Annotated in this window: 12 protein-coding genes; 8 read left to right on the forward strand and 4 right to left on the reverse strand. The window is 69.1% G+C overall.

Going from position 1 to position 14,213, the window contains the following annotated elements:
- The 6 genes from VF697_RS25090 to VF697_RS25115 form a co-directional block, all read left to right on the forward strand.
- Positions 1-740 (forward strand): hypothetical protein (locus VF697_RS25090; RefSeq protein ID WP_331099186.1); only part of this gene is annotated, 740 nt, incomplete at its 5' end.
- A gap of 37 nt (positions 741-777) precedes the next feature.
- Complete coding sequence (locus VF697_RS25095) at positions 778-1,518, forward strand: lysozyme (protein WP_331099188.1); 741 nt, start codon at positions 778-780, stop codon at positions 1,516-1,518.
- A gap of 131 nt (positions 1,519-1,649) precedes the next feature.
- Entirely contained in the window at positions 1,650-5,783 is a 4,134-nt protein-coding gene (locus tag VF697_RS25100; protein WP_331099190.1) for a caspase family protein, read from the forward strand.
- Positions 5,784-5,852: 69 nt separating this feature from the next.
- Positions 5,853-6,911 carry a hypothetical protein gene (locus VF697_RS25105; protein ID WP_331099192.1) on the forward strand — a complete coding sequence of 353 codons (1,059 nt, stop codon included), beginning with the start codon at positions 5,853-5,855 and terminating at the stop codon, positions 6,909-6,911.
- A 144-nt stretch (positions 6,912-7,055) separates the two neighbouring features.
- Positions 7,056-7,739, forward strand: coding sequence for a S1 family peptidase (locus VF697_RS25110; protein WP_331099194.1), 684 nt, complete (start codon positions 7,056-7,058; stop codon positions 7,737-7,739).
- A gap of 116 nt (positions 7,740-7,855) precedes the next feature.
- A complete protein-coding gene (locus tag VF697_RS25115) occupies positions 7,856-8,263 on the forward strand; it encodes a hypothetical protein (RefSeq protein ID WP_331099196.1) in 408 nt (135 codons plus the stop codon).
- A 45-nt stretch (positions 8,264-8,308) separates the two neighbouring features.
- Here VF697_RS25115 and VF697_RS25120 read toward each other — a convergent pair whose 3' ends face one another.
- The gene (locus VF697_RS25120; protein WP_331099198.1) at positions 8,309-9,181 is read right to left on the reverse strand and encodes a CPBP family intramembrane glutamic endopeptidase; all 873 of its coding nucleotides are present in this window, start codon (positions 9,179-9,181) and stop codon (positions 8,309-8,311) included.
- A gap of 63 nt (positions 9,182-9,244) precedes the next feature.
- The gene (locus VF697_RS25125; RefSeq protein ID WP_331099201.1) at positions 9,245-9,655 is read right to left on the reverse strand and encodes a thioredoxin family protein; all 411 of its coding nucleotides are present in this window, start codon (positions 9,653-9,655) and stop codon (positions 9,245-9,247) included.
- Positions 9,656-9,878: 223 nt separating this feature from the next.
- On the opposite strand from VF697_RS25125, the gene VF697_RS25130 reads away from it, so the two are divergent.
- Positions 9,879-10,262 carry a response regulator gene (locus VF697_RS25130; RefSeq protein ID WP_331099203.1) on the forward strand — a complete coding sequence of 128 codons (384 nt, stop codon included), beginning with the start codon at positions 9,879-9,881 and terminating at the stop codon, positions 10,260-10,262.
- Between the two features lie 10 nt (positions 10,263-10,272).
- On the opposite strand, the gene VF697_RS25135 is transcribed toward VF697_RS25130, so the two are convergent.
- Positions 10,273-11,208: an aldo/keto reductase gene (locus VF697_RS25135; protein ID WP_331099205.1), complete on the reverse strand. Its 936-nt coding sequence runs from the start codon at positions 11,206-11,208 to the stop codon at positions 10,273-10,275.
- A 130-nt stretch (positions 11,209-11,338) separates the two neighbouring features.
- Between VF697_RS25135 and pruA the strand changes: the two genes are divergently transcribed.
- A complete protein-coding gene (gene pruA / locus VF697_RS25140) occupies positions 11,339-12,976 on the forward strand; it encodes an L-glutamate gamma-semialdehyde dehydrogenase (protein ID WP_331099207.1) in 1,638 nt (545 codons plus the stop codon).
- On the opposite strand, the gene VF697_RS25145 is transcribed toward pruA, so the two are convergent.
- Positions 12,963-14,213 (reverse strand): HAMP domain-containing sensor histidine kinase (locus tag VF697_RS25145; RefSeq protein ID WP_331099209.1); only part of this gene is annotated, 1,251 nt, incomplete at its 5' end. The genes pruA and VF697_RS25145 overlap by 14 nt on opposite strands.

Genomic DNA, 14,213 nt, shown 5'->3' on the forward strand with positions numbered 1-14,213 from the left:
TCTACAAGTTGCTGGTGATGACCGCCCAGCTGACCAATCGCTATGAGAGCGACAAGGGCACGGACGGCTCCTACTACGACCAGGACCACATTGGCCGCTGGGAGAAGCTGAGCGACGAGGAGAACCTCGACATCGGCATCGATTGCTCGCGGTCCATCTGGTACGCCTTCACCCGCTCCGGGCTCCAGTACAACAAGGGCATGGCGAAGAACCCGAAGGTCGCCAGGAGCGTGAACCAGAAGGGCAGCTACCTCTCCACCTGGGACATGGTGGATGAGAAGAGCGCCTTCCTCGACCAGATCGCGCCCCAGGGGAAGATTGGCAAGAGCCCCATGCGGGACCAGTTCCAGAGCTGCAAGGACGATACGGCGCTGCGTCCGGGCGACGTGCTCGTGTACCGCCGCCTGAAGAACCCCGAGGGGAAGACGGACGGCCATGTGGTGATGGTGATCGACCCCAAGAAGTCCGTGGCCTGGGGCTCTCACGCCTTCGACAGCAGCGCCATGCTCTCCAAGGACAAGACGGCCGTGCCCGACGTCGGCGTCGAGTACCAGCGCATCCTCCGCGCCAAGAGCGGTCAGAAGGAGACGTGGGGCGCCTGGGACAAGTCGGACATGGTGCGTGTCGAGTGCTGGCGGCACAAGCAGCTCGCGAAGGAGTGGGACCAGGCACCGATGAACCGTCCGGGTTCCTTCGACCTGAGCCAGCCCTCGCCCGCCCAGGCGTCGAACACCCCGTGACGCTGACGAAACCGATTCAGGACAGAGGAACAATCACATGCTGAAGCGATATCAAGTGTGGGCCGTGGCGGGACTGGGCGCGATGCTGGGCACCGGATGCGTGGCCACCCAGGCCACCCAGACTCCCAACAACGTGGCCCCTCCCCCACCCGCCGAGGCCCAGGCCGAGGAGCGGATGGTGCCGCTGAGCCTCCTGGAGGAGGAGCCCGAGGCGGTCGCGCGGTGGGTCCCCTCGGCGGACTTCCCCGAGCTGAACATGAGCGACAAGGGGATCGTGCTCACCACGAAGTTCGAGGGGTTCGAGCGCAAGATGTACAACGACCCGGTCGGGCTCTGCACGGTCGGCTACGGCCATCTCATCAAGAAGGCCCTCTGCGACGGCACCGAGGAGCTGGAGTTCCAGCAGGGCATCTCGCGTGAACGGGGCGTCGAGATCCTGCGCAAGGACATGGCGAAGGCCGAGCGGGCGGTGATGGCCCTGGTGCAGAAGCCACTCACCCAGAACCAGTTCGATGCGCTGGTCGACTTCGTCTTCAACGCGGGCTCCGGAAACTTCCAGGGCTCGAGCCTGCTCAAGGCCGTCAACGCCGGGAAGCTCGACGAGGTGCCGAACCAGCTCCGCCGGTGGACGAAGGCCCGGGGCAAGGTGCTGCGGGGTCTGGTGACGCGGCGCGAGGCGGAGATCGAGCTGTTCGTGCAGGGCACGGCCATCTCGCGCGCGGCCCCGTCGTACGACGAGGAGCTGCCGGAGATCGATCTGTACGAGGGCGAGAAGTAGCCCCCCGGCGTGGACGTGGGCCGTCTCTTCGAGGTCATCGACGGAGCGCCGCGGCGGAGCCGCACCGCCCAAGCCACCTCTTCCGGGCGTCCTGCGCCCAAGTGAATACCCCGCTGATGCACTCCCCGCCCATGCAAACACCCTCGCGGTCTCGGGCCCTGGCTCCCTGGTTCCTGCTCCTGCTGCTCCTGCTCGCAGGGCCCAGGCCCGCCAGAGCGCAGGATGCGAACGTTCCCCGAGAGCCCAACATCACCCTGTTCCATCCAACGGCGAGCCCCGAGGCGGTGCGCCGCCATCTGGAACAGCAGGTCTCCTCGCTGTGGGCAGCGGTGGGCCTGCCCCCAAACGACCCGCCGCAACAGCAGGTCGCCGCGCCGGTGGTCATGGGAGATGCGCCCCCAAACGACCCGCCGCAACAGCAGGCCCCCGAGCAGTGGGTGACGGTGGAGGAGACGTCTCAAGTCGCGCTGATGGAGGAGAGGCACGGCGCCGACCAGTATCTCAACCCCGCGCGCGACACCTTGAAGGCACTCGAGGCGCTGCTCGCTCGCACCTCCGCGTCCACCGATCCCCAGGAAGCGGCGCGCGAGTACCAGGAGGCGCTGGTACAGCTTCATCGCGTGCAAGTGCTTCTCGAGCTCGCGAGCCATGCCGGCCAGTACGGGGAAACGGTGAGTGAGCTGACCTTCATGGGGGACCCCCCCCTTCAGGAGTTCAAGCTCCGACTCGTCACCCGTACCGGGCACACGGCCCCCCTCCGGACCTTCACGTTCTCCCCCGATGGACTCCAGTTCGCGACGGCGGGTGCGGACAAGCGGTTGGTGCTGTGGGACACCGAGACGGGCATGGAGTTGCTCAGTCATTCCGTACCAGATGTGGCGCACACACTGGTGCTGGGGGTCCAGGGACGCTTCCTGGCCGCATACGACGAGCAGGGGCGTGCCATCCGCCCGGATGTACCCTCCGAGGTCATGCCGGGGCACTGTGGGGACATGGGAAGGGTCCTGGCCTTCAGCCGGGACCCGGCGAAAACCCTGATGGCGGGAGACGCCCAACCCACACTCGGGAAGGTGGAGCTCATCCGAGGCGAGATGATGAACTGCCTGGCGCCCCACCAGGTGCGCGGGGCCGTGGGGAAGGGAGAGCGTCCCATTGCCCTGGCGCCCTCCGGGCAGGAGCTCCTGGTCTCCACCGCGGATGGCCGGGTCCGCCTGCAACGCGGCACCGGAGCGGCCCTGTGGACCTTCGGGACGAAGGGCGCGGTGGGCTCGGCGAAGTCCGTGAAATCGGCGGCTTTCGCCACGGAGGTTCGCCGTCTGGCGATGCTGCTCGAGGATGGCACCCTCCAGTTGCTCGATGCGGGCTCCGGAAAAGCAGTCGCCGCTGTCTCTGGAGGAGACAAGCCCCAGGGCGTGACGCTCTCGCCGTCCGGGCGGTACGTGGCGACGTATGGGACGGGGGGACTCCGGCTGTGGCGTGTTCCGACCCAGGGCGGGACGCTCCAGGAAGAGCGGCTCGACCTGCCGGGAGTGGACGCGTCGAAGGTTCGCCAGGCGGCTTTCGCCCCGATGGAGGGCCGCAACCGCCTGGCCGTGCTGCAGGAGGACGGCGTCCTTCATCTGATGGAGCTGGAATCGAACCGCCTCGTGACGATGCTGCGGCCCGTGGAGCAGGTTCCGCGCGAGTTCCGTCTGGCGTCCGCGGGGCAGTACCTGCGGGTCGAGCTCTCTGGCGGAGCCGCGCTCTGGTGGGATGTTCGCGAAGGCGCTGTGCGTGATGCGCCCGCGGATGCCGTCGCGGAGCTCGCGGGCCCAGCCGCCACGATTCGGTGGGAGGCGGACTCCCTCACGGCCTGGGGGAATTGGATGACCGCGGTGCTACGAGACCCGAACGGGGTGGCGGTGGGATACGGCCAATTCGGTCCTCATAGCAACCCCACGCGAGTCTTTCTCGCTCCGTCGCTGGATCGGGTGGCGGTGCTCGATACGGCGGGGCGCCTCAGCATCCGGGCGCTCAAACCCTCCGAAGACGGGCTCCTGCTGAAGACGCAACCCGGCGACACGCCGCTGCTGTCGATCCAGGACGTGAGCACCGCCATCTTCAGCCCGTCGGGGCAGCATCTGTATGTGGGCCGGACCAACGGCCTCATCCAGCTCTGGGACCTGTCGACCCAGACCCGGCTCGCGCATCTCGTCGCCTGGCCCGACGGCAGCTGGGCCGTGGCCGACAGTGACGGTCGCTTCGATGCGGCCAATGGCGGCGACATCGATGGTCTCTACTGGGTCCTGGGGCTCGAGCCCATCGCCCTGTCCCAATTGAAAGCCCGGTACTACGAGCCCTTCCTGCTCCCGAAGCTGTTGGGTCTCCAGGACGAGCGGCCGCGGGAGGTCCAGGGCTTCACCGCGCCGAAGCTCTATCCCCTGGTCCAGGCCCAGCTCATCGAGCAGGGCACCGCCGCGCCACGACTCCGCGTGACCCTCAAGGCGCGTTCAGGAGGGTTTGGACGAGCGCTGGTATCCCTCAACGGCAAGGAGATCCTTCAGCTCTCCCCTGCCCGCATCCAATCCCTTCTCCCCGAGGGAGCCAAGAAGGTCTCGTGCACGTGGAAGCAGCTCGAGGCGAGCTGTGACATTCCCCTGGTGCCTTTCGAGCCGTTCATCCAACGCCGTGCGAGCCGTCCTCTCGCGGGCCAGAAGGCCGCCCCGCCAGTCAATCTCCTCTCCGTCCAGGCCTACAACGCCGAGGAGTACCTCGTCAGCCGCCCGGTGACGCTCGAGTACATCCCGACCCGCACCACGGCCTCCCGGGGAGCGGAGTCGGTGGACGTGACGCCGAGCGCGAGCGAGCTGGTCGTCCCCCGGTTGTGGGCGGTGGTGGCGGGCGTCTCCGATTACACGGGGAGCGCCATCGACCTGCGCTTCGCCTCCAAGGACGCCGACGACTTCGCGCGCGCCCTGGACCTCACCGCCCGCCGGCTGCTGTGTGCCCGCGCGGATGGCTCCCTCGACAAGGACTGCGATCGCGTCCGCATCCGCCGCCTCTCCACCACGCCCGGGCTCCAGAACCAGTGCCTCCCACGCGCCCCGGGCGCGAAGCCCGGTGCCGAGCCGTTCACCGAACCGGGCGAGACGGGAGGCTCGTGCAAGCTCAAGAGCAGCGAGGACCCATGCCAGCCGGACAAGTCCAACCTCCTGCGCGCGCTCGAGGAGCTGGAAAAGGCCGCTCCCGAGGACATCGTCGTCGTCTACCTGGCCGGCCATGGCGCCACCTTCAAGGGCCGTGACCAGGAGGTCTACAACTACCTCACCACGGACGCCTGGAGCCTGGACATGACCGACCCGGAGCTGCGTTGCCGGGGCACGCTCTCCAGCACCACCCTCAGCGAGGCCCTGCGCCGCGTTCCCGCTCGCAAGCAGGTGATGATCCTCGACACCTGCCACTCGGGCGCCATGGTGATGAAGCTGACGGGTTCGCGCGGCATGTCCGCCAGCCAGGTACGTGCCATGGAGCAGATGAAGGACCAGAGCGGCATGTACGTGCTCGCCGGTGCGCCCTCCGATGCCGTGAGCTACGAGTCGCCCGAGTTCGCTCAGGGACTGCTGACGTATTCCCTCCTCAAGGGTCTGGCCGACAAGGACGCGCTGGCGCAGGAGGCGCTGGTGGACGTGGGGCGCCTGTTCGATGCCGCCTCCAAGCGCGTGAGCGAGGTGGCCAAGGGGATGAACCGGCAGCAGCGCCCCGTCATCGCCATGCCCCGGGGCGGCGGCAACTTCTACATCGGCCAGCTCAAGGACACGGAGCAGCAGGCGATTCAATCGCACCTGGTGCTCGAGCCGCGCCCGCGCTTCGTCCTTCCCGCCTTCTTTGACTCGACGACCTGGAGGTCGGAGCCCAAGCTGCGCGAGGCGGTGACCTCCGAGCTCCGGGAGCGCGGGTATCGCGACAATCCGGCGCTGGCGTTCGTCGAGGTGCAGGACCTGCCGGGTGCCTACGAGCTCGTTGGAACCCTCGACACGCCCGCCTCCAGAGGCACCGCGTCCAAGGTGACGGCGCGAATCTTCCTGGCCGGAAAGCAGGTCGGCTGCACCTTCCAGGTTCCGGTGTCAACCAGCGCGAAGCCCACGACCACCTCCCGTGGGACGACCACGGCATCACCGGGCCTGACCGATGACGTGCTTCGCTCCCTGGCGACGGGGCTGGTGGAGGGAGCGCTGAAGCAGCTCTCCACCCGAGGCACGTCCTCTGGGGCCTGCACCCTCAAGTGAGGCCACCGCTCACATCACGGCGCTCGCACCGGGCGACGCCAGTCTCCCTCTTCCCGCCGAAAGTTCCGCATGTTGCCCTCCAGTCTCGCCAAGCCCCTTGCCCTGCTGCTCCTGGCACTCGGCTCCGCCGCGGGCGGCGCCTATGCCTACCACCGCTACATCTCCGCGGATTACGAGCAGCGCCTCGCGGAATACGAGCGACAGCTCAAGGGCCAGCTCCGGCCCGATGAGCAGAAGATGCAGGCGTTCAACGCGGAGCTGGGCGTGGCGCGTGCTCAGCTCAAGACCCAGGCGGAGCTGGTGAAGCAGTACGAGGCCCAGCTCCAGGCGAAGGACCAGGAGTTCGAGAAGTTCCGCCGCGAGCACAAGCTCCAGGTGTCGAGCCTCTCCAACTCCCTCCATGGTGCCCAGAGCACGGATACGGAGGGGACCGGCCAGGTGCGGCGCCCGGTCAGGTGCCGCTCCCTGGAGCCCGCTCCCGCGCCCGCGAATTCCGCAACGACCCCAGTGAATCCAGGCACGACCCCGGCGACGGCCCCGGAGGAAAAAATCGACTACAGGTATGGTCAGGAGACGAGCCGCGCCTATCTGTATGACCCTGACATCAACACGACGGGTGGCGAGGTCCTCAAGCTGAACCAGTTCTTCCAGGTGAAGGGCACCGTCTTCAAGCAGGAGAATGGCTCGCTCAAGACCGAGCGGGTCGAGCTCATCGAGGTCAAGAAGAAGGAGGATGGGACCTTCGAGGCCCTGACGGACTCGACGATCCAGACGGTCAACGCCACCTTCGATTACGAAAACGAACCCGAGAAGGTGGTTCCTCCCGAGGAGGGCCTGAAGTTCGGCCCGAACCTGATGGCGACCCTCGGCAGCTCGTTCCGCTCCGAGGGGCCGCTGCGGTTCGGGGCCTCCACGCGGCTGGTGAAGCTCAAGGACTTCGGCCTGGCGGTGGGAGGCTCCTCGGACTTCAAGTCCCTGGAGGGCACCGGTGGAGACGCCTTCGTGACCTACCAACCGAGGCTGGGCAAGCGCGAGCTGGGGCTGGTGATGGGCGCGGGCGTCCACGCGCCCATCGGCGGAACCGAGCGGGTGCGCCCCAACGTCACGCTCAGCTTCGTCGTCTTCTGAGAGGGCAGACCCCTCCCCTCCTCGCGTGCAACCCCGGGAGGAACCCGGTCGCACGCCTGCTGAGCGAACCTGCGGGAATAGCCTGTCCACCGGAATGCACATCGTCTTCCCAGCGGGGCACCCCTGCACCGCGGGAGGATGGCGATGCGCGCGAGGCGATTCTCGAGACTGGCCGGTGTCCTGACCCTGTTGACGGTGGCGGCCTGCGGCTCCGCGAAGAAGCAGGAGGACACCTCCTCGGACTTCCGCGCCCTGAAGGACGCCACGGTGACGCTCTTTCCCGGGCACTGCGCGGGCGTGGTCGTCGCCGACGGGCGCCACGCGCTCACCGCCGCGCACTGCATCGACGTCCCTCCTGGAGAGCGCCAGCCGGTGGTGCTGCGCACCGGGCAGATGTTGAGCGGCGTGGTGAAGGTGGTGGATGCCGTGCGGGACGTCGCCGTCATCCGCTTCGACGAGGCGGCCCCGGTACACCCGCTGGCCGTGGCCACCACACTGCCCATGCCCGGCAGGGGGCTCCTCTTCGCCGGCCGCAATGATCGTCCGAACGAGCCGCAGACGGTGGAGCTGAAGCGGCTCGGACGCTGCCCCTCCCTGCCGGGCGTGCCCCAGGCGCTCTTCACCAGCCTGCGCGGCGAGAAGGGTGACTCCGGCGCGCCAGTGGTGGACCAGGAGCTCCGGGTGGTGGGGCTGGTGCATGGAGGCGCGGCATGCAGCGTCGCGGCCCCCACCGCCGAGTTCGCCTCCGTGCTGGACATCCTCGTGGCGGAGGTGGCCCGGCCCGGTGCCGAGCAGGGCGTCGGCGGCAGCGGCGCCGCCGGCAAGTAGTCTCCTCTCGCCCGACCGGGCGGACGAGCCCTGGCGCGCCGGAGAGGTTGTCCGGTGCGCCCCCGTGCCGAACTTGAGTCGAGCAGGTTCCAGGCGCTCAAACGACGGAGACACCCATGGCCGATCAACCCCCCAAGATTCCCACGGGCAAGACGCAGAAGGCCCCCACGGACCGGGAAGCCAAGGACCCGACGGACATCGGCGACGACCAGTACGCGGGATGGAACCGCGGGGAGAACTTCCAGCCGCGCAACGCGGGCGAGGTCTCGGACTCCATGGACGCGGCGGCGGCGAGGATCGCCAAGGATCTCCGGCAGGAGCAACCGACGGAGCTGAACGCCCGCCCCGACCAGGACACCCCTTTCGAGGCGCGCACGGAGCGCGGCGAGGAGTGGCTCGAGAACGAGGACAAGGACCCGCTCCGCAACCGGGACATCAACGAGGACGTCTACCCCCGTGAGGCCCCGGCCGACGAGCCTCGGGAGATTCCCGCCAACGCCCCCGACACCCGCCGGCGGCGCTGACACGCGGCCACACGGAGCGCGAGCGGTCCGACCCCCGGCACGGCCTCAGCCGCGCGCGGTCAACGGACCCTCGCGCTCCGACTTCACCGTGAAGCGCAAGAGGAGGAACAGCGCGGCGAGCGTCAGCGCCGTCATGCCGAGCTTCACCCACTCCAGCCACCCGGCCTCGAGGAGCACTCCGCGCCGCAGCACCCCGCCCTGGGCGTCGAAGCCCTCGTAGAGCCGGTAGGCGACGTTGCCGCCCCAGTGGATGCCGATGCTCAGCCAGAGCGAGCCGGTCCGCACCAGCGCGAGCGCGAACATCCACCCCAGCAGTCCCAGGTACAGCCACGCCTCCCACGTCAGGTGCACGTACCAGACGTGGTTGACGACGTAGGCGAGCGTGGTGAGCCCGACGAGGGCGCTCGCGGGCAGGTAGGGCGAGAGGTGGCGGACGAGGTAGCCGCGCAGGAGCACGTCATCCGTGGCCGAGGAGAGGAACATCGCCAGGAGGGACTGGAGCACCAGCACGGTGATGTCCCCGGCCGGGCGGAAGCCCTCGACGCGGAACGTCCCCAGGGCCCAGAGGAGGACGTACTTGAGCACCGTGAGGGACGCGCAGAAGAGGAAGCCCAGCAGCAGGTTGCGGCCCCAGCCCCGGTGAAGGGCGAGCCCCATGGCGCCCAGTCCGCCCGCCCCGGTGAGCCGCCCCACGCCATGGGCGAGCGGGAAGAAACCGGCGTACAGCGCCAGCCACACCCCGGGCGCGACGGGCGTGACGTTCGGCACGTTCAGGTACACGTCCAGCACGGCGAAGCCCACGCCCATGAGCAGCAGGTGCACCGCGAGCGGCCGCGACGGGCGAGCCCCCTGCTCGGAGGGGACGGGCACCGCGGACGGCTCGGCGGGGACAGGGCTCGGGACGCTGGAGGTACGCATGAGAGGGCGCGCACTCTAGGACGCGCGGCCCTCACTCCGATGGCCTTTCGGTGCGCCCCGCGCTCAGGGCCCGTGCGGCCCGACGTGCAGGCCAACGCGCACCCGCGCCTTGGTGGCCCGGAACTCCGCCAGCTTGCGCCGCACCTCGTTCATGTCCAGCGCGCGCACCTGCCAGAGCAGGTCCTCCAGCACCGGCTCCGGCAGCGCCCCCACGTGGTTGAGCAGCAGGAAACCATCGCGGAACACCATGAGCGCGGGCATCGCCTGCACTCCCAGTACGCCCACCAGCTCCGCCTCCGCGTCCACGTCCACCTTCGCGAAGGTGATGTCCGGGTGCCGCGCGGCCACCCGCTCGAACACGGGCCCGAAGAAGCGATAGGGCGCGCACCACTTCGCCCCCCAATCCACGAGCAGGATTCCTGGCCTGGCCAGTGTCGGTCCGAAGTTCCTGCTGTTCAGCGACACCACCGTCATGGGTCTCTCCCGAGGCCGGACCGCATCGGCCTCCCCCTAAGGTAGGTGCCAGGTGCCGGTCAGGAAGATTCTCCTGGCCGCTGAAGGAAAAGACGGACAACCCCCCTTCCTTATCCTGGCAAAACGAGCGAAACTGAACAGGTCCGCGTTAGCTGTACGGACCCGCGGACATCCATGGCCGGCCCCACCCCCGGCTCGCCTGCCCGTGCAAGTGGAGAGTGCCGTGAAGCCCAGAGTCCTGATCGTGGATGACTCGTGGTCCATGCGCCAGACGCTGCGGCTGCTACTCTCCCCAGACTTCGAGTGCGCGCTCGCGGAGAATGGGGTGTCCGCGCTCGACCTGGCCCGCCAGCAGCCGCCCGACATCATCGTGTCGGACGTGAGCATGGCCGGCATGGACGGCTACGAGCTGTGCCGCCAGGTGCGGGCCGAGCCCCCGCTCCAGAAGGTGCCCTTCCTCTTCATCAGCGGCCACTCCCCCCGCCCGGGAGTCGCCGAGGCCGCCGACGCCTACCTCGTCAAGCCGGTGCAGCCCACCGTCCTCATCGCGCGGCTGCACGAGATGCTCCAGCCGCGGATGCTCGCCGCGGCCCAGAGCCAGAGCTAGCGCCCGCCCCTCAGGGGTTCCACCACACGGCGCCCTTGTCCTCCATGGCCCGCACCGCGCGCTGGCGCACGTCGGCGAGTTGCGCGGGCGTGAGGGGCCGGAAGGACGCGGCGGCGGCGAGCGCGGCGTCCTGCTCGTTGGCGAAGCTCATCCCCAGCAGCGCCACGTCCGGGTCCAGGGTGAGCGTGTAGTGCACGCACTCCTCCACCCCGAGGTGCGGCAGCGTGGGGGCGCTCGCCTCACTCCCGCCCGAGCTCACCTTGCCGCGCGGACGCGCCTGGAGCGGCCGGCCGTAGCCCTCGGTGTCCCCGAGCAGCTTGCCGGCCCCGAAGGTCTTGAAGGACACCGTGCCCACGCCCTTGGCCTTCGCCAGGGGGAGGATCTCCTCCACGTAGCGCGGGTGCACGAAGGGCCCCACGGGAAACATCACCACGTCACAGCGGCCGGACTCGAGCGCGGCGCGCAGCACGTCCGGGTGGTGGCTGGAGATGCCGCGAAAGCGCGCCTTGCCCTGGCGCACGCACCGCTCCAGCTCCTCCAGGCCGCCCCCGGGCGCGGCGAGCTGTGCCCACGTGTCCAGCTTCGAGACGTTGTGGAAGACGAAGAGGTCCACCGCCTCCAGCCGCAACCGACGGAGGCTCTGCTCCACCTGGGGCGCCACCGGCTGGTCCAGGAAGTCCACCTTGTCGATGATGAACATCCCCTCGCGCCGGCCGTGCCGCAGGGCCTCGCCGACGATCTCCTCGCTGTAGCCCTCCTCGTAGCCGGGGGCGGTGTCGATGAGGTTGAGCCCCGCGTCCATGGCGCGGTGCAGCGTGGCCACGCACCGCTCCAGGGGCACCGAGCGGTCCGCCAGGTCGCCAATGCCCACCACGGTGGCGGTAAAGCCCGTCCGGCCGAGCTGCCGGCGGGGCTGGAAGCGGGGAAGCGGTCGTTCATCAGCCATGGAAGCCTCAGTCTGGGTGATGGGAAGGATATGCACCGGTGGGGGTCTTACATACCCCCGAGGTTCCACCTTCAAGGCGAAGGGCTATGCTCCGACGCCTTTTCTCCACTTTCCCCCCGAGGTTCTCCGCGTGATCAACGCCATCGTCCGCGTTCCCCCGCCGCAGAACGAGCCCGTGCTGTCCCATGCGCCCGGCTCGCCCGAGCGCGCCGAGCTCCAGGCCACCCTCGAGCGCATGGCCTCCGAGCAGCTCGAGATTCCGATCGTCATCGGCGGCAAGCACCTGCGCTCCACCAAGACGGACGCGGTGCGGATGCCGCACAAGCACTCGCACGTGCTGGCCACGCTGCACGAGGCGGACGCCAGCCACGTGGAGCAGGCCATCCAGAACGCCCTGTCGGTGAAGGAGGAGTGGGCGCGGATGCCCTTCGTGGAGCGCGCGGCCATCTTCCTGCGCGCCGCGGAGCTGCTGGCCACGAAGTACCGCCCCATCCTCAACGCGGCCACCATGCTGGGCCAGTCGAAGACGGCGCACCAGGCGGAGATCGACGCGACGTGCGAGGCCGTCGACTTCCTGCGCTACAACGTCCACTTCGCCCAGCAGCTGCTCGCCGAGCAGCCGGTGAGCCCGGCGCAGACGTGGAACATGATGGACTACCGTCCGCTGGACGGCTTCGTGTTCGCGGTGGCGCCCTTCAACTTCACCTCCATCGCGCTCAACCTGTGCGTGGCGCCGGCCATCATGGGCAACGTGGTGCTCTTCAAGCCCTCGAACACGGCGGCCTACAGCAACTGGTTCAACCTCCAGCTGCTGCGCGAGGCGGGCCTGCCGGACGGCGTCATCAACATGCTGCCGGGCGACGGCCCCACCATCGGCAACCCCGTGATGGCCAGCCCGCACCTGGGCGGCATCCACTTCACGGGCTCCACGCCGACCTTCCAGGCCATGTGGCGCACGGTGGGTGAGAACATCGCCCGCTACAAGCAGTACCCGCGGCTGGTGGGCGAGACGGGCGGCAAGGACTTCATCTTCGTGCACCCCTCGGCGGTGGACGACCTGGACGCGGTGGCCACCGCCATCGTGCGCGGCGGCTACGAGTACCAGGGGCAGAAGTGCTCGGCGGCCTCGCGCGTCTACGTGCCCGAGTCGATGTGGCCCAAGCTCAAGTCCCGGGTGCAGGAGATGATCGCCGAGCTGCGCATGGGCGACGTCACCGACTTCCGCAACTTCATGGGCGCGGTCATCGACGAGAAGTCCTTCAAGCGGACGTCCTCGTACATCGAGCTGGCGAAGAACAGCGGCGCCGAGGCGAGCATCGTCGCCGGGGGCGAGGTGGACCGGAGCGAGGGCTGGTTCGTGAAGCCCACGCTGGTGCAGCTCACCAACCCCAAGCACCGCATCATGCAGGAGGAGATCTTCGCGCCGGTGGTGGGCCTGTACGTGTACCCGGACGCGAAGCTCGAGGAGACGCTGCGCGAGTGCGACCAGAACGCCACGTACGCGCTGACGGGCGCCGTGTTCGCGAGGGATCGCAAGGCCATCAGCATGATGATGGACAAGCTGCGGCACGCGGCGGGCAACTTCTACATCAACGACAAGCCCACGGGCGCGGTGGTGGGCCAGCAGCCCTTCGGCGGCTCGCGCGCCTCGGGCACCAACGACAAGGCGGGCTCCATGCTGAACCTGGTGCGCTGGACGTCTCCGCGCACCATCAAGGAGAACTTCGTCCCGCCCACCCGCGTCCCCTACCCCTTCATGGGGCAGTAGGCGCGGCGGGAGCAGCGGGCTCGTGAGGCGGTGAGCGGGGGAGGCGGACCGTGAACGTGGTCCCCTCCCCCTCCTCGGAGCGCACCTGGATGGTGCCGCCGTGGGCCTCGACGAGCTGCCGGCTGATGTAGAGCCCGAGGCCCACGCTCCCCACTCCCCCGCCCCCCGTGCTCCGCCCCCGGCGGAAGGGCTCGAACAGGGTCGGCAGCAGCTCGGCCGGGATGGGCGGGCCTTCGTTGTGGATCTCGAGCAGCACCTGACCGTCTTCCACCCGCGAGCCCACCCGTACTGGGGTGCCCTCGGGGCTGTGCTGCACGGCATTGCCCACCAGGTTGGTGATGACCTGGGCCATCCGGTCCGCGTCCCACGCCCCTTGGGAGTCCCCCCGGGCCTCGAAGGAGATGGGCCGCTCGGGGTGCGCGAGCTGGACCTCCTCCACGACGTGCCGGGCGAGCTCGTGGAAGTCCAGGGGCCTGGGCTCCACCGGGATGCCCCCCACCCGTGCCTGCGTGGAGTCGAGCAGGTCCCGAATCAACCGGATGGCCCGATCCGCCGCCGAGGAGATGCGGCTCAGTCCCTTGGCCTGCCAGTCCTGGAGGCCCTCGCGCCTGAGCATCACGGTGGCGGACATGGAGATGGCCGAGATGGGGTTGCGCAGGTCGTGCGACACGACGGCCACCAGGTCGTCGCGAACCCGCACGGCCTCCTGTTCCTGCTGGAAGAGCCGCGCGTTCTCGATGGCGAGCGCGGTCCGGTCGGCGACCTCGCGGAAGAGGATGAGATCCTCCTCGGTGTAGGAGGCGTCGGGCACCAGTCGGAACAGCGTCAGCAGGCCGATGTTCCGCTCGCGGGCGCGCAGGGGCAGGAGCGCGAGACTGTGCGGTTGGATCCGGGAGAGGTAGTCCCGGTATTCCGGCGGCAGCATCGACCGCACCCGCTCCAGGAGCTCCTGGGTGATGACGGGGACCAGCAGGGGCTCGCCCGAGGCCAGCACCTGGGCCGAGACGCCCTCGGTCACACGCTGGGGTCGGGTACTCATGAGGACCCGGGTGGCCTCCTCCACCGTCGCATCCCGCGCGTACGCCGCCCGGGTCTCCAGCCACTGCCCATCCCGCGAGACGAGCCGCAGGCCACACACGTCCCCGACACGCTCCGCCAGTTGACGGCACGTGGTGTCCAGGACGGCCTCCAACGACAGCCGGGACTCGGCCAGGGCGCGGGACAGGCCGGCGAGCAC

This window comes from Archangium sp. (assembly GCF_036388035.1).
In the GTDB taxonomy this organism is placed as follows: Bacteria; Myxococcota; Myxococcia; order Myxococcales; family Myxococcaceae; genus Archangium.